This is a genomic window from Galbibacter mesophilus (assembly GCF_023721415.1).
In the GTDB taxonomy this organism is placed as follows: Bacteria; Bacteroidota; Bacteroidia; order Flavobacteriales; family Flavobacteriaceae; genus Galbibacter; species Galbibacter mesophilus.
In genome coordinates, this window is record NZ_JAMQVC010000001.1 from 617,319 (window position 1) to 633,293 (window position 15,975).

Below are 15,975 nucleotides of genomic sequence, written 5' to 3' on the forward strand. Positions count from 1 at the left end.
AAATGTAAGTTTTCTATTTACAAAGTTATAAGAATCTTGTTCTAAAAGTTTAGGCAAATAAAATGTTTTTTGAAGTGGTGATAAAATAATTTCAGTTGTCCAAAAAATCAATATTTCGTTTTAAGCCCGTAAACTTAGTTCTCTTTACGGCCGACTTTTTAAATATTTCACTGAAAACCTCTTGAGTGATCTCTTCCCATTCTTTCTTGGTCATGGAAAGTAATTCTGGATGCGGATTAAAAAGTGGTTCATTATGAGGTTTTGAAAAACGATTCCACGGACAAACATCTTGGCACACATCGCAACCAAACATCCAATCATCCATTTTCCCCGAAAAATCCGAAGGTATTTGATCTTTCAACTCTATTGTTAAATAGGAAATACACTTGCTGCCATCTACCACATATGGCGATGTAATAGCTTCCGTGGGACACGCATCTATACAAGCCGTGCAACTTCCGCAGTGATCGGTTACCGGTGCATCGTATTCCAAATCGATATCTACAATTAATTCAGCAATAAAAAAGAAAGAACCTACTTGCTTGGAAAGCAAATTGCTATTTTTCCCAATCCAACCCAAACCACTTTTGGCAGCCCATGCTTTATCTAAAACCGGCGCCGAATCTACAAAGGCACGGCCGTCCACTTCTCCAATTTCTTCTTGAATGAACTGCAGCAAATGCTTCAACTTATCTTTTATAACAAAATGGTAATCCCTTCCGTAGGCATATTTTGAAATTTTAGGAGCATTGGGGTCTTTTTGGGTTTCAGCAGGGAAATAATTCAACAATAATGAGATAACAGACTTTGAGCCTTCCACCAACAATCTTGGGTCCAATCGTTTGTCGAAATGATTTTCCATGTATTTCATTTCGCCGTGGCTATTGTTGTTCAACCATTTTTCCAATCGTGGTGCTTCTTCTTCTAGAAAATCAGCTTTAGAAATTCCGCAAGATAAGAATCCGAGTCGTTTGGCTTCTGCTTTAATAAGTTCGGTATGTTGCTGTTTCGTGGTCAACGCCGTCTTTCTTTAAAGTTGATAGCTACTTTTTTTGGTTTTAAGGAGATAAGCGGATTCAGTTCCATGTTGTCCATTTCGGTTGAAACCGTATACTTCTTAAAAATTTCCGCCAAAACCAACAGCATTTCGAACATAGCAAAATTATTCCCAACACACATGCGCGGACCGGCTCCGAAAGGATAATAATATTCGGAATACTCTTTTTTATCCATTTTTAAAAATCGTTCCGGATGAAAATCATCGGGCTGTTCCCAAAAATCTTTATTTCGATGCAACTCAAAAATAGACAGCAACATGAGGGTGTCCTTTTTTATTTCCTGATTAGCTACCTCATCATCATCTTTTGCTACTCGGTCTATGATATAAACCGGTGGGAATAACCGCATGGATTCTTCTAAACAAGCCTTTGTGAAAGGAAGCTTGCCAATTATTTCGTAAAGATTTTCTTGATGAAAATCCAATTCTTTTATCTCTTGATATATTTTTTCCTGTGCCCCTGGGTTTTTCGCCAATAAATAAAGTGTAAAACTCAACGTATTTGCGGTAGTTTCGTGACCCGCGGTAAAGAGAATAAGCACTTCGTCTATCAGCTGTTGCCGTGACATATGGCTGCCATCTTCATAGGTTGCTTCCAGAAGCATATCTAGCAAATCATTTTTTTTATGTGCTGAAGTAATACGCTCTTCAATGATAGTATTTAAAATCTGTCTTCCGTCCGCAGCAAACTTTAAATGCCTATTTTTCATTCCTGAAAGCGCAAACCACCACTGCAAATAAGGCTGTCTCATTTCTTTGATAACCATTTGCTGATTGTCTTCCGTTATCTTCTGAAGCTTCGCCATGGATTCACGAATGTCTGACCGACTGAAAAGTGACTTTGCCACCACTTGAAACGCCAAGTCACCCATGAGCGAATACACATCAAAATTACTTTCTGGGGTTATTTGCCGAAGTTCATTTTGAATGGCTTCATGCATAATACCCAACAAACCAACCAGCTTCTTCTTATGAAATCCCGGCTGAATCATTCTGCGATGTACCAACCAATGCTCTCCTTCCGCAGTTAATAAACCATTACCGATATAATTCGCCAAATCTTCTGTCTGTAAGGTTGATTTTTTATAATTCGCATGGTTTTTCTGTAAAACGTGCCTTATAATTTGCGGAGTCCTTGTAAAAACTACAGGCTTTCCTGCAGGTGTTTTCACCATAAAGTTATCGCCTAGTTCTTCAAAAATCTCTTGATGAAAAGAAATAGGATTCTTTAAAATACGCTGTGCGTTTAAAATAACCCGCCATTGTGGAACTTTTGGCAAATTTTTCATAGGATTTCTTTTTCTAAAACAACCCTCCTTGAATACCACCTTTCACCTTTCCAAGGTGTCTGTATGCCAATTCGGTAACTTCCCTCCCTCGTGGAGTACGAATAATAAATCCTTGCTGAATTAAAAACGGCTCATAAACTTCCTCAATAGTTTCTGCACTTTCTGAAACTGCCGTGGCAAGCGTGGTAATCCCGACAGGGCCTCCTTTAAATTTATCGATAATGGTAGTTAGAATCTTGTTATCCATTTCATCCAAACCAAAAGCATCTACATTTAGTGCTTTCAATCCGAATTTCGATATTTCGATATCGATTTTTCCATTTCCTTTTATCTGAGCAAAATCACGAATTCTTCGCAACAACGCATTGGCGATACGTGGCGTACCCCTACTTCTGCCAGCAATTTCAATGGCGGCTTCCATATTGATTGGCACTTTTAAAATCTGCGCACTTCGCTGCACGATATCGGCTAGCAATTCTGTAGTGTAATATTGTAGTCGGCTACTTATTCCAAATCTCGCCCGCATGGGAGCTGTAAGCAATCCCGAACGCGTGGTTGCCCCAATTAGGGTAAACGGATTCAAATTTATTTGAACCGTTCGTGCATTCGGACCACTTTCTATCATGATATCTATTTTGTAATCTTCCATGGCAGAATACAGATATTCCTCTACAATCGGACTCAAACGGTGGATTTCATCTATAAAAAGCACGTCTCGATCTTCTAAATTGGTAAGCAATCCCGCTAAATCACCGGGTTTATCCAACACAGGGCCCGAGGTAACTTTTATTCCTACACCAAGCTCGTTGGCCAAAATATGCGCCAAGGTGGTTTTTCCCAGTCCAGGTGGACCATGAAACAAAGTATGATCCAAGGCTTCCGAACGAAGGTTGGCCGCCTGTACAAACACTGCTAAGTTTTCCAACACCTGTTCCTGTCCTGCAAAGTCATCAAAACTTAAAGGCCGTAATGCTTTTTCTATGTCTACTTCTTCCGGAGAAAAGTGCTCGCCTGTAGGATCTAAATATTCGTTCATAGATTACAAAAATAGGTAAAAGCAATGACTTGAAAATTTAATCAGGAACATTTAAAAACATGCAACGGACTTATGTGTCGATCATTTAATATCCTGGATTTTGCTTTACAGATGGATTAAATGTAAATTCCTTTGCTGGAATCGGCCAAATATAGTTGTGCGATTTAAAAATCTTTTTAGGTCCACTAGTTTGCGCGTTATAATCATTCAATACTTCTTCCAACATTTGATTCCGGATAAGATCGTCTTTTCTATGTCCTTCCATAAAAAATTCTTTACTTCTCTCCTCCATAATAACTTCTAAGAACTCTTGCTTGCTTAACCCTTGCGGTAGCGGATACATTTCATCTGAATACGCTCTCTTTCTAACCTCATTAACCAAAGAATAGGTTTCAGAATTTGGTCCAGAAATGGCATTTATTGCCTCAGCTTTCATAAGTAATATGTCAGCATATCGAAGTATAATAAAATCAAGATTCCCTCCATTTTCTTCAATCGGTGTAGCAATGTCTTTTTTGTACTTGTAAGGACGCCAATTCGTTATATCTTCTAGGTTTGTTTTTTGTCCCGATTCAACTTTAAAAGTGGCAATGTTCTGATAAAAACGTGTATCCGCTGTTTCAATTGGAAAAGAAACAGGCGTTTCAACCATATTGGCCGTTTGAAAATAACCATTAATAGCTTTCGGGGTTGGTTGAAAAAAATCATAAAGAGCATAGCCTAATGGTCCCCAAAGCACGCCATAATTTCCCCCTTGAGAATTTTCAGCCTTAAAATCTACTTTAAAAATCACTTCTGGATTACCACTCAAATCGCTGTTAAAGAGTGCGCTATAATCTTCAGACAATGAAAACTTTCCTTCAATTTCTTCAAACTGTTGAATGGCTTTGTTATAGTTTTCGTTTACTAACATTGGGAAGCCAGCCGATTGTAAGTACACTTTACCCAACAAAGCTGTTGCCGCCTCTTTAGACGCCCTGCTTGAGGTTGAAATGGACGGAAGATTACTTTTTGCAAATTGTAAATCGGAAATTATTAAATCGTAAGCTTCCTGCATCCCCTGAGCATACGTACTTGTATCAGGTTGCCCGTAATCATCTTCAGTTACTACAATAGGGTTTCCATACAACCTTACCATATTAAAGTATAACAGTCCTCTTAAAAATTGTAGTTCCGCTTTTTGCTTAAGCTGCATCGATGATAGGTTAGTCTCTATATCTTCCAGATGTTTTAGTACCTTATTGATTCCACCAGCAATTAAATTGTAATGGCTCTCCCAAACATAATTAATTATAGGGGTACCGGAATCGAAAGAATAACGATCCAATTCAGCATAAAAATTTGATGAAACTAAGTCTGTTCCCACATCCCCCCAGTAACTTACATATCCACTAGCATCGAAGACATTCCGTCCTTTCAGTTGTTGATAAATGTCATTTATAAGCCCTTCAATTTCGGCTTCTCCCGGACCGGTTGGTGGATTGGGATCTATTAAATCTATTATAAAAACCACTTCATTTTCAATGCCGGTTTTAATAGTAATACCTTTTCTGTACTCCACTAGCCCTTCTATGATACTTGCTATCAACACATAATCTCCCTCATTTATATTGCTGAAAAAGACCTCTCCATTCTCATCGGTAGTCATTGTTCTAGTAGATGGCTCCGTTGTAATTTCCGCATCAGGTACGGCAATACCATTTTGATCAATTAAAATCACATTTAAAGAAGTACTAACAATTTCCTCCTTTTCATCTTTAGAACAACCAAAGAAAAGAGCAATCAACCACAGCAAACAGAGAATGTTTTTCATATGTCCGTCAAAATTTTCAAATGACATCAAATGTAGAAATATTTCCAATGCAAAATACATGTCTATCAAAAATTTAAAGCGCTTTTCCAACAAGTTATAAATAGGTTAAAATTTATTTTTCTGAAGGGGAAATTTGTATTTTCCTTTTATGAAGAACACAAAATTTACCGCCGACATACTTAAGTACATTCCATTTTTATACGTAATATGGTCTGATGAATTGATTTCCCCTTCCGAAATTGCCGTTTTTGAAAAAGCTGTCAAAAATGACTCCCTTTCCAATGAAGATAAAAAGACATTAAAAAAATGGAGCAACCCCGACAAATCCCCTTCCGATGAAACATTGAAATCCTGGAAAGCTTTGATTGACGATTCGGGCGTGAAATTAATTGAAAGCGATCCTTACCCGCTTACCTATTTCAGTATGCGTTTAAAAAGCAAAGAAACGAGCATCGTAGAGCCGGATGAAAACCTAATGTACATTGAAAAAAACTTGGGAATTCAACCCAACCACTATCACCATTTATTCAATGTGAAAATTGAGACAGCCAGCGAAGCCAATTTTTATTCCGCAGAAACAATAGATACCGTTTTAAAAGGAAATCGTGCCACCCATATCGATAAATTTAGAAGTGTTTTAAACGACCCTATTTTCAACTTTGAAATTATTAGGGATAAGGATAAATTCCGTAATCAAGTTTTAGAACAGGTAAAACATCTAGCAGGTCACGGCTATGGGGCAATGGCTTTTACAGAAGAGTATGGCGGTATTGACAACATGCCTGTGTATTCAAGTATTTTTGAAAACCTTATGTATGCCGGCGGTAGCCTAACGATAAAATTTGGCGTTCAATTCGGACTTTTTGGTGGAAGCATCCAAAACCTAGGCACCAAAAAACATCATGATAAATATTTAAAAGAAACTGGCGAAGCCAAGCTATTGGGCTGTTTTGCTATGACAGAAACTAGACACGGGTCTAACGTGCGAGGCGTAAGGACTACGGCCACGTATGTAAAAGAAACCGATTCTATTATTATTGATACTCCCGGTGAAAACGATAATAAAGAATACATTGGAAATGCTTTGCATTCCACCATGGCTACTGTTTTTGCGCAACTCATCGTGGATGGAAAAAATGAAGGTGTACATGCGGTTTTAGTAAAAATAAGGGATGAAAATGGAAATTTACTGGAAGGCGTTCGTGTGGAAGATAATGGCTACAAACTGGGTTTAAACGGTGTAGATAATGGTAAAATTTGGTTCACCAATGTAGAAGTCCCAAGAGAAAACCTGCTGAATAAATACGGAGATATAGATGAGAACGGTGTTTACAGTTCGCCGATTGAAAACCCAAACAAACGGTTTTTTACCATGTTAGGGACGCTTGTTGGCGGAAGGATTTGCGTTGCGAAGGGAGCCTTAAGTGGCGCTAAAAAAGCGCTAACCATCGCTGTGAAATATGCATTGCAGCGCCGACAATTTAATAGCGACGAAAAAATTCAGGAGGACCTTATAATGGATTATCCTACGCATCAAGTGCGTTTAATAAAACCTATTGCTTATTCGTATATCTATCATACAGTTTTAGATAAACTTATTGAGGAGTACGCTGTTTCCGAAGAAGAAGAAAGAAGGCAAATTGAAACAAAAGTTGCTGCATTAAAAGCTACTATTACCTGGTTTTCCAACAATACCATTCAGGAATGTCGTGAAGCGTGTGGCGGAAAAGGATATCTTTTGGAGAATGAAATTCCGTACATAAAAGGAGACGTGGATATTTTCACAACTTTTGAAGGAGACAACACGGTTTTAATTCAGTTGGCCGCGAAAGGTATTCTTACCGATTTTAAAACTGAATTCAACAGCGATAATTTTATGGATGTATTGAAATATGTGGGAACCAATGTTTCAGATAGGCTCACGACCATAAATCCGATTTTCACCAATAAAACTGATAAAGAACATCTATTCGACCCAGAATTTCATAAAAATGCGCTGGAATACCGAACGCGCCGACTCACTTTTTCTGCCGCTTCACGTCTTCAGAAATATATAAAAAAGGGAATGCCTTCTTACCAAGCCTTTTTAAAAGTACAAACACATTTAGTGGCTTTGGGGAAAGCGTATAGCAAAGAATTATCCTATAATGCTTTTAATGATTTTGTTGAAAATATTTCAGATGAAAAAACACAATTTTTATTCAAGAAATTAGGTGTTTTATATGCTTTAAGTGAAATTGAAGAAGATGCATCTTGGTATCTCCAACAGGGATATATTAGTACCAACAAATTTAAAGCCATACGAAAGCGGGTAGAAAGGCTTTGTACGGAGCTACGTCCTCATGTTAACGTATTGGTGGATGGTTACGGAATTCCAAAAAATTGTATTATTGCACCAATTGCCAAATAATTCCATTTTCTCTTACAGAAAATAACTGTATAAAAAAAGGCGCCAATGGCGCCTTTTTAGTATCTGTTTAATATAGTTTATTCAGCGGAAGCCAACATTACTTCGTTGTAATTGCAAGCTGTTCTTTCTTTTAAATAAGCAATCGCTTCTTCACGAGGCATATTTGGATCGATTTTTACTTGCTCTCCATTTGGAAGATTTACCATGTAAAACCCTTCTTTAAAAGAAGAAAGCTCAATAATCTCGCCGTTAGGCTTTACTGCGCTCCATGATTTTTGATCTGGCTTATAAACTAAATCTACTTTTTCACCTTTTTTCGGACCGTCAACAATGGCGATTTGCATTCTATTTTTGGTAGCAATCATTTGATACGTATTCCCATCATTTTCTACAATTTGGGTTTCTCTTTCCCCATCTTTCATAGCAATTGGGTTAGATCCTGTCCAAAATTCAATGACGTTGAAAATAATGGCGTCTCCAAGTAAGAATAACTCATAAACTGGAATGATTACTAGTCCCCAGAACACCAAGTTATTTACAAACTTATTACCAGAAATTCCTTGGTTCCAATCTTTCAAACCATTGAAGGCACTGAACGAACCTAAACAACTTGTGCACAAAACAGCGAGTGCTAGCGCACATGAAACGACAACTTTTTTCATAATGTTGAGTATTTTTTGATTATTAGTTAACCCTAAGTTATTAATAATAATCCAATTATGGTAATAATAGTATTATAATTTAATAAAAATCTTACAACTAATTTATTCTCCAAACAACTTGGTCAAATCAAATAGATAAAAGTTACGATCGTTATTCATGGCTACGAATAATCCGTTTGTAAAAGTATCGTTCAATGGAACAGTGACTATTTCGCAACCGTCGGTTTCAAGTGTACTTAAATTTAGTTCTTTGTAAAAACTTCGATCGCTTCTGTTGAAAATCACAAAGCTGTTATTTCCCTGATTGGAAGCAATTAAATAACTTCCTTTATCTTCTAGATTCGCAATCGCTAATCCTTCAATGTCATCCACAAAATATTCTCCTCCAAAACAGGAAATCTCCCTATCTCCTTCGGAAGGTTCTGCTTGATACTGACGGATACAATGGCCTTCATCTGAATAATAAACCATTCCTGAAGCATCGTCCACAGCAATAGCTTCAATTTCTTTTTTACCACTGAATTTTCCGAATTTCCTTACCAGTTTCAACTGAACACCCGAAGCATCAGGTTCCAACAAATATTGGTAAAGATATTTATCCAAAGGGCCCGATTTTCTACCAACTATTGCATACATTTTTTGGGAAATCGGCGAATGATAAAGACTAATTCCCATAGGCAATGTATGCTCCAATTCCTCGGCATCTGTAAAAACTTTGCATCCACCGTTATCCAAAGGTTTCATGTCTGGAATTGAGAAAATTCGTATTTGCTGGCGTTCTCTTTCCGTAAAAACCAGAATATCGGTTTTGGTAGAATCGTTGAGTTGGAAATCGTACCGAATGTCCACATTATTCGGGCGTTGCACATTTCTGATGGTTTTACTTTCTATAATTTTCCCATTTAAATCAAATGCATACACTGCACCGTCGGTATCCTTATCCGTTCCAAAAACAATACTTTTAGAAGGATCTTTTTTATTCACCCAAATGGCTGGGTCGTCGGTATCGTGCAAGGTGTTTTCTGTAATAATATCTGGTTGAATGGCTGGTAGATTATTTTTCTTACAAGCTGCAAAAACAGCTACCACCATTAGTAATTTATAAAACTTCATTTGTTTGTGTTTTTTTAATTGAACAATTGTTCAGTCACCAACGCATTTTTACTTTCTGAATAAATCGTATTTGAGTCCGAAGGTCAATCTTTTCTCATAATATTCCATTTGCATCGTTCGGTCTTTTTGCCCTTGGTAATAACGTAGCGGTTGGTTGGTGATGTTATTCAATTCCGCATACACCCTTAAATTATTGGTAATAGCGAAACTGGCGTTGAAATCTAAGAAAAACTGCTCATCATAGTATCGATCTTCAAAAGCATTTCCTCCAATTTCATCAATATAAGCATCAGAATAATTGGCGGAAAAACGAATACTAAATCTATCATCTGCATACCCAAAAGAACCATTGAACATATTCGGGGCCGTATTCGGTAAATCCAAATCGTCTCGCTCTTCGCCATCTTCATTACGAATTCCTTCAGCATCTGAAGTTAAGTATGTATAATTTAAATAAATATTGAAGTTTTTAGCAAAACCAGGCAAAAAATCCAATTGTCGCTGAAAAGAAACCTCTGCTCCTAAAACAGAAGCGTTATCACCATTTTGTGGCTGAAAAACTTCAAAACCGGCGGTTCCATTTCCGTAGAAATCATCTTGTACCTCGAAACGGGAAGTGTAAATAAACTTATCGATATTTTTATAGAAAACACCTCCAGATACTATTCCAACAGACTGAAAATAATGTTCTGCCATGATGTCGAAATTCATGGATGTAGTCGGGTCCAAATCTGCATTCCCTAAATACAATTCTTCATCTTCCGTAACAACATCTACATAAGGAACCAAATCTACATAATTAGGACGCGCCAGGGTGTTTGTCCATGCCAAGCGAAGAATAGTTTTATCTGAAAAATTATATTTAAAATGAACGCCTGGCAACACATTCGTGTAGGAACTTTCATCTACAATTTCCCCAATTAAATCTTCTTCATCTAAAATTTCGTTTCCTCTGGCGGTAATTTGTGTGTTTTCTATTCTAACCCCAGCCAACAATGTTAATTTTGGTGTTAGTTTTTGGGTAGCCATAACATACCCAGCATACACATCTTCATCCACATCAAAGTTTCCTCTTAAGAATTCATCCGGTACTGATTCTTCTTCGAATTGGGTACCATCTTTTAAATTTAATCCACCCAAAAATTCTGGAGTCACAAAGGAACCTGCTTGGTATTGACTTCCAGCTAGGAAATCACTATCGGAATAGTCACGAGTCGGTACTAAATCCATCGTTTCATATTCATTAAAAAGCGGCGTGTATTCAAAGAAATTATTATCCCTGAATTTGTTCTTCAAACGTGTACGGCCTCCAAATTTTATCGAACCATCTCCATTTCCGAAGAAATCTGCAGGAAGCTCAAAATTTAAAAATGCATTGATATCCTCTTCTTCTGTATACTGATATTCTTCTGTAAGCTCATCAAATTCATAATTGCTCAATGCAGCGTCGTCGTTATTCTGCGGAAGATATAATGGTTTTTTAGTATCGATATTTCTATTAATCAGAAATTCATTTTCATACACAATATAGCGCTCATTTTTACGCTCTTCTGAAGCTTTTGCGTAAGATGTCATCCAATCAAACTTTAAGGAACCAAATAAATGTTCACCGCCCAAGCTGTAGTTCTGCATACGTTGGTCTTCCAAGCGGGCGTTGTCATTTCTTCCTCCAGAAATACCTCCTTTAGTTTCCCGTTTTGCCTCTACAGGAAATCCAATTAAATTATTGTTGGTATCAATGGTGAAATCGTTGACACCGATGTCTTCAGCATCCAAAATTTCGTTGCTGTACGCCAATCTATTCTCACGATCATCGCGCCAGTTGTACATGGTTTTTAGATAAATGCTGTTGTTATCATCCAATTTATAATCCAAATTGGCAGAAAAACTTCTTCTAATACGCTGTACAAGATAGGTGCGCTGTTCAAAAACATTATTATACGGATTCACATCCAACTCTTCCAAAATATCTTCGCCATCGGCATCCTGCTGACCAGTGTTATACTCAAACTCATCTGTCCATTCAGCCTCGACATTATCCGAACCAAAATCGTTATCGTTTACCGAAGCGCCTAGCATCCATCCAAATTTACCATCATCGGTGCGGTCTCCCACCAAAAAAGATCCGTTTAAAATTCGTTTGTTGGTAATAAAATTAATCCCAGATCCAGCCGTTGCGGAAACACGAAATCCCTGCGGGGCTGTTCTCGTTATAAGGTTTACCGAACCACCCAAAGCATCTCCGTCCATATCTGGTGTTACCGCCTTATTCACCTCTATGGTTTGAATCATATCCGAAGGAATCAAATCCATTTGAATATTTCTGTTATCGCCTTCGGCGGAAGGAATTCTACTTCCGTTTAAAGTGACAGAATTCAATTGAGGGGAAAGTCCGCGTACAATAATATTTCGTGCTTCCCCTTGATCCACTTGCATGGTAATTCCAGGAATTCTTTTAACGGCATCTCCAATATTGGCATCTGGAAATTTCCCTATCTGATCGGTAGACACCACATTGGTAATATTGGTGTTATTTTTTTGTGTATTTAAAGCTCTGGATTGCCCACTTAGTCCAAAGGCAGAAACCTCCACTCCATCCAATTCTAAACTCTCAGCAGCCAAAATGATGGTTATGGAAGCCGTTTGATTTGGAGATACTGTTATTTCCTTCTGAAAGTCGGCAAAACCTAAATATTTTATTAATAGTTGATGCGTTCCCGCCGGAACAGATACAAAAGTGAATTTTCCATCATTATCAGAAATAACTCCTTTGTTTAAGTCCTGAATTAAAACAGTTGCCCCGGGCACATAAATACCGTTTTCATCTGCAATTGTTCCTTGAATATTGCCATTTTGAGCATAGGTAAAACTCATAAACATGGCAACAAAAAATGTTGTAAAAATTAGTTTAATTGATTTCATAAGTATGGGTTTGTTATCATCACAAAGCTATATTTTACAATACTTTACGAGGTGAACTTGATGAAAACAAAATGTAATGAAACCGAATATTACTTGTGTATTTAAAGGCAACATTAAAGATTAAAAAACATTAAATAAACATTTTGGTTATTGCGCGGTCACTTTCGTTACAATTGTTGCAAAAATTGGGTTAATTCCTCTCCGCCTTGGATAGCGATCTTTTTACGCAACCTATATCTTGCCACTCGAACGCTGTCTGCTGTTAAATATAAAATGGAAGCAATTTCTTTTGAAGATAAATTTAATCGCAACAACATGCTTAACCGCAGCTCTGCATTGGAAAGACTTTCTTTAGATTTACTTTTAAGGTTATCAAAAAAACTGGGATGGATTTGCTCAAAATAATCCATAAACTGATTCCATTCCTTTTTTTCCGAAAGGTCTCCTTCTATCTCCTTAACCAATTCAGTCAATTTAGCGTCTATATCCAAACGCTTTCGGCCTTTTATGTTATTCAAGGTTTGGGCTACATGTGTTAACGTTCTATTTTTGTGCGCCAGATGCAAGCTGTATTTGGACAAGGAGCTCGTTTTTAACTCAATTTCCCGCTCCAAGCTTTCCTCTTTTAATTTCTTCTTTTCTAAATCCTGTTTTAATATTTTCTGCTGATAGGATTGCAATTTAATTTCATGCGCTTTTCTCTTTTTTAAATAGAAATACACAACCACCGAAGCAGCCATCAAAACCAGAATTAGAATCATCATCAACTGCTCCCTTGCCTTATTTACTTCATTTTGTTTTGTTAAAAGCTTTATTTCCGAATCTTTTTCCTTGGCGCCATACAAGGCTTGCAACGAATTAACCTGCTGAACATTTTGCAATTCCAAAATTTCTTCGCGAATGGAATCCGATAAAACCAAATTAATATACGCTTCCTCGAAATCACCCGTAATTCTATATGCCTTCGACAAATCTTTATAAGCACTTTCCAACTGATGCTTATTATTGGTTTCCTCCGCTAGATGCTTCGCTTTATAAGTAAAAATAATCCCTTGTGCCACATCACCCCTTTTTCTATGAACATCGCCGAGATTATTTAGGATATTGATTTTTCTATCAATTTTCAAGTTTTTATTTGCGTAGGAAAGAGCTTTGGAAAAATAGTTCTCTGCCTCTTTGTACCTTTCCAAATCTTCATAAGCACTTCCAATATTTTCATTCACCATAGCCAAACCAACACTATCTTTTAAAGATAGAAAGAGTTGCAAACTATTATTTTGATGAAGCAATGCTTTCTCGTAATCACTTTGCTTTTCAAAACAGTTACCCAGCGCCCCTTCGGCTTTTGCTTCACCATTTTTGTAATTTAGCTTTTGGGAAATTAAAAGTGCTTCAGAATAAAAGTGCTTTGCGGTTATAAAATGTTTCAATGTAAAATGAATATGACCAATTTCCATTTTAGTATTAAAGGCCAATACAGAAATTTTCTCTTTAAAAAAGCGCGCAGCTTCCAGAAGATGATGTATGGCTTCATTTAAAGCACCAACATTTTTGTAAAAGTGAGCAAAATGAAGATAGGCAAGCGCTATTTCGGTGGTATCCTTTTTTTCTTTTGCTGCCGCCAAGTTATCTTTCAGCTTTGAAAACTCAATATCAATTTCGTTGATTTTGAGTTCGGGAAAACCCTTTTGTTGAGAATTAGCAACTAACGAAATAAATAAGAGTAAGAATAGAAGAATTGGTTTACTGCAGTGTTTACTTTCTGTCATTATCAAATTTAAAATTCAGAAAATTACTTCAGTAGAAAAAAAGAGAGGTTACCCCGCGATTAAGAAATAGTTGTTTTTATGAAGTGATGGTTAATTAGGGCAAAATAAAGTTCCATGACGGGCTTCGATTCTCGAAGCTTCGGAACAGTTTGACAATTGAATTATTAAAATCCAATAAAGACGAATCATCCCAGCTATGGATATAAAAAAACCCTTCTTAGTACGATGACCAGAAGGGTAATTTTTTTAGAAAATAACGCTTATTAAGCCTCGAAAGGCTCTATAGAAACATAAGATCTGTTATTTCTTTTCTTTTCAAACTTAACGATACCGTCAACCTTGGCATGTAATGTATGGTCTTTCCCCATATATACATTTTCACCTGGGTTATGAGACGTACCTCTTTGTCTTACGATGATATTTCCAGCAATAGCAGCTTGACCACCAAAAATCTTAACACCTAAGCGTTTCGATTCTGATTCTCTACCGTTCTTGGAACTACCAACACCTTTTTTGTGTGCCATTTCTTTCGGTTTTAATGTTCTTGAAAGATCAAGAAATGTTATACTTTATTTTTTTGTACTCTCGATGGATTATTTACCACCGTTTAATTCATCTTGCCATTTCTGTAGCTCATCCCATTTCCCATCAGCAGCAAGTTGCGCTTGGTCTGCCCATGTTCCTGGATCTAAATGAGCTAAAGTAGAACTAGCCTCAGTTAAGATTTCCTTAACCTCATCAGCAGATTTTTTAGCCAACTTAGCATACGTATCAACGCCTGCGTTTGTTAAAGCCTCAGCTGCTTTAGGTCCAATCCCTTCAATTTTCTTTAAATCGTCTCCTTTTTTAGAAGTAGATTTTTTTGTGGTAGCTTTTTTAGCTGCAGGCTTTGCTTCTTCTTTAGCCTTTGGTTCAGCTTTTTTCTTAGGAGCAGCTTTCTTGGTAGCTCCTTTAGCTACGATGTCTTCAATAACGATTTCAGTTAAAGATTGTCTGTGACCATTTTTCACACGGTAACCTTTACGTCTTTTCTTTTTGAAAACAATAACTTTATCACCTTTAAGGTGCTTAACGACTTTTGCCTCAACAGCGGCTCCGTCTATAGCCGGGGCGCCAATAGTTACATCGCCATCGTTATCCAATAAAAGTACGTTATCAAACGATACTTTATCTCCTTCTTCCGAAGCCAAACGATGTACAAAAACTTTTTGGTCTTTCGCAACTTTAAATTGCTGCCCTGCTATCTCTACAATTGCGTACATAGCGTAATAATTAATAATTTAACTAAATATAAAACCCGCCTAAACAAATTAAGCGGGTGCAAATATACTGCTAAATCATTAAAGAACAAATGTTTTTATGCCTTTTGAACACTTTTTTTAGTATTCCAGCTGGGTTTAAATCTTTGCATGAAAGCCAAGGTTAGTACCACGCTCGAAGCAAAACCTTCAATCGTAAGTATAAAAAGCAATATTCCAGGGCCTTGGTTGTAATCTTTCATCCAAGAATCCAATATAGAATTTGGGAATTCTGGATCTAAATGATACATGTAAACGGCCATAAAAATCACAAAAACCAAGGTTGCCAAAAACCCGGCATAAATTCCGGTAGTGAAACCTTTATAGTAATTAAAATTATCACCTTCTAAAAGCTTTCGCATTCTAATAGATGCATACAAACCATAGGCTACAATTGCCCCGTTTACGATACGCAACCAGATATTTTCATGCAGCCCTACCAGTCTAATGATTAAAAAATAAGCTATTAAAACGACTGCGATGATTAAACCGTATCTAAAAAATACTCTATTCGGATTCATATATTAATTCTTTGGTTTATTTGCATTTAAGTTACAAAAAAATATGAATGCGAAAGTTAAATGTAATCTAATTTTTACCTTAAAA

General features: G+C 36.9%; 12 protein-coding genes. 1 reads left to right on the top strand and 11 read right to left on the bottom strand.

Annotated elements, in window-relative coordinates; genetic code table 11:
• Positions 1-91: 91 nt before the first annotated feature.
• The 4 genes from queG to NDQ75_RS02765 all read right to left on the bottom strand — a co-directional run bounded on the left by queG (position 92) and on the right by NDQ75_RS02765 (position 5,195).
• Positions 92-1,018 (bottom strand): tRNA epoxyqueuosine(34) reductase QueG, encoded by a 927-nt coding sequence (gene queG / locus NDQ75_RS02750; RefSeq protein WP_202027849.1) that lies wholly within the window; start codon positions 1,016-1,018, stop codon positions 92-94.
• Entirely contained in the window at positions 1,015-2,346 is a 1,332-nt protein-coding gene (locus tag NDQ75_RS02755; protein ID WP_202027850.1) for a cytochrome P450, read from the bottom strand. The genes queG and NDQ75_RS02755 overlap by 4 nt, the downstream gene beginning before the upstream one ends.
• A 13-nt stretch (positions 2,347-2,359) precedes the next feature.
• Positions 2,360-3,382 carry a Holliday junction branch migration DNA helicase RuvB gene (ruvB, locus tag NDQ75_RS02760; protein ID WP_202027851.1) on the bottom strand — a complete coding sequence of 341 codons (1,023 nt, stop codon included), beginning with the start codon at positions 3,380-3,382 and terminating at the stop codon, positions 2,360-2,362.
• A gap of 85 nt (positions 3,383-3,467) precedes the next feature.
• Positions 3,468-5,195 carry a RagB/SusD family nutrient uptake outer membrane protein gene (locus NDQ75_RS02765; protein ID WP_202027852.1) on the bottom strand — a complete coding sequence of 576 codons (1,728 nt, stop codon included), beginning with the start codon at positions 5,193-5,195 and terminating at the stop codon, positions 3,468-3,470.
• A 148-nt stretch (positions 5,196-5,343) separates the two neighbouring features.
• On the opposite strand from NDQ75_RS02765, the gene NDQ75_RS02770 reads away from it, so the two are divergent.
• Complete coding sequence (locus NDQ75_RS02770; RefSeq protein WP_202027853.1) at positions 5,344-7,605, top strand: acyl-CoA dehydrogenase family protein; 2,262 nt, start codon at positions 5,344-5,346, stop codon at positions 7,603-7,605.
• Between the two features lie 77 nt (positions 7,606-7,682).
• On the opposite strand, the gene NDQ75_RS02775 is transcribed toward NDQ75_RS02770, so the two are convergent.
• The 7 genes from NDQ75_RS02775 to NDQ75_RS02805 all read right to left on the bottom strand — a co-directional run bounded on the left by NDQ75_RS02775 (position 7,683) and on the right by NDQ75_RS02805 (position 15,890).
• Complete coding sequence (locus tag NDQ75_RS02775) at positions 7,683-8,267, bottom strand: DUF3332 domain-containing protein (RefSeq protein WP_202027854.1); 585 nt, start codon at positions 8,265-8,267, stop codon at positions 7,683-7,685.
• Between the two features lie 102 nt (positions 8,268-8,369).
• On the bottom strand, positions 8,370-9,380 hold the full coding sequence (locus NDQ75_RS02780) for a phytase (protein WP_202027855.1): 1,011 nt from the start codon (positions 9,378-9,380) through the stop codon (positions 8,370-8,372).
• Positions 9,381-9,428: 48 nt separating this feature from the next.
• Positions 9,429-12,302 carry a TonB-dependent receptor gene (locus tag NDQ75_RS02785; RefSeq protein WP_202027856.1) on the bottom strand — a complete coding sequence of 958 codons (2,874 nt, stop codon included), beginning with the start codon at positions 12,300-12,302 and terminating at the stop codon, positions 9,429-9,431.
• 167 nt (positions 12,303-12,469) lie between these two features.
• A complete protein-coding gene (locus NDQ75_RS02790; protein ID WP_202027857.1) occupies positions 12,470-14,071 on the bottom strand; it encodes a tetratricopeptide repeat protein in 1,602 nt (533 codons plus the stop codon).
• Positions 14,072-14,334: 263 nt separating this feature from the next.
• Complete coding sequence (rpmA, locus tag NDQ75_RS02795; protein ID WP_202027858.1) at positions 14,335-14,595, bottom strand: 50S ribosomal protein L27; 261 nt, start codon at positions 14,593-14,595, stop codon at positions 14,335-14,337.
• Positions 14,596-14,664: 69 nt separating this feature from the next.
• Positions 14,665-15,333, bottom strand: a complete 669-nt coding sequence (rplU, locus tag NDQ75_RS02800; RefSeq protein ID WP_202027859.1) for a 50S ribosomal protein L21 — start codon at positions 15,331-15,333, stop codon at positions 14,665-14,667.
• 95 nt (positions 15,334-15,428) lie between these two features.
• Complete coding sequence (locus tag NDQ75_RS02805; protein WP_202027860.1) at positions 15,429-15,890, bottom strand: DUF4199 domain-containing protein; 462 nt, start codon at positions 15,888-15,890, stop codon at positions 15,429-15,431.
• Positions 15,891-15,975 lie beyond the last annotated feature (85 nt).

Excerpts from the sequence above, each read along its gene's own strand:
- NDQ75_RS02775 (WP_202027854.1), bottom strand. The coding sequence starts at position 8,267 with ATGAAAAAAGTTGTCGTTTCATGTGCGCTAGCACTCGCTGTTTTGTGC.
- NDQ75_RS02785 (WP_202027856.1), bottom strand. The coding sequence starts at position 12,302 with ATGAAATCAATTAAACTAATTTTTACAACATTTTTTGTTGCCATGTTT.
- rplU (WP_202027859.1), bottom strand. The coding sequence starts at position 15,333 with ATGTACGCAATTGTAGAGATAGCAGGGCAGCAATTTAAAGTTGCGAAA.
- NDQ75_RS02805 (WP_202027860.1), bottom strand. The coding sequence starts at position 15,890 with ATGAATCCGAATAGAGTATTTTTTAGATACGGTTTAATCATCGCAGTC.
- NDQ75_RS02770 (WP_202027853.1), top strand. The coding sequence starts at position 5,344 with ATGAAGAACACAAAATTTACCGCCGACATACTTAAGTACATTCCATTT.
- NDQ75_RS02755 (WP_202027850.1), bottom strand. The coding sequence starts at position 2,346 with ATGAAAAATTTGCCAAAAGTTCCACAATGGCGGGTTATTTTAAACGCA.
- NDQ75_RS02765 (WP_202027852.1), bottom strand. The coding sequence starts at position 5,195 with ATGAAAAACATTCTCTGTTTGCTGTGGTTGATTGCTCTTTTCTTTGGT.
- ruvB (WP_202027851.1), bottom strand. The coding sequence starts at position 3,382 with ATGAACGAATATTTAGATCCTACAGGCGAGCACTTTTCTCCGGAAGAA.
- rpmA (WP_202027858.1), bottom strand. The coding sequence starts at position 14,595 with ATGGCACACAAAAAAGGTGTTGGTAGTTCCAAGAACGGTAGAGAATCA.
- NDQ75_RS02790 (WP_202027857.1), bottom strand. The coding sequence starts at position 14,071 with ATGACAGAAAGTAAACACTGCAGTAAACCAATTCTTCTATTCTTACTC.
- NDQ75_RS02780 (WP_202027855.1), bottom strand. The coding sequence starts at position 9,380 with ATGAAGTTTTATAAATTACTAATGGTGGTAGCTGTTTTTGCAGCTTGT.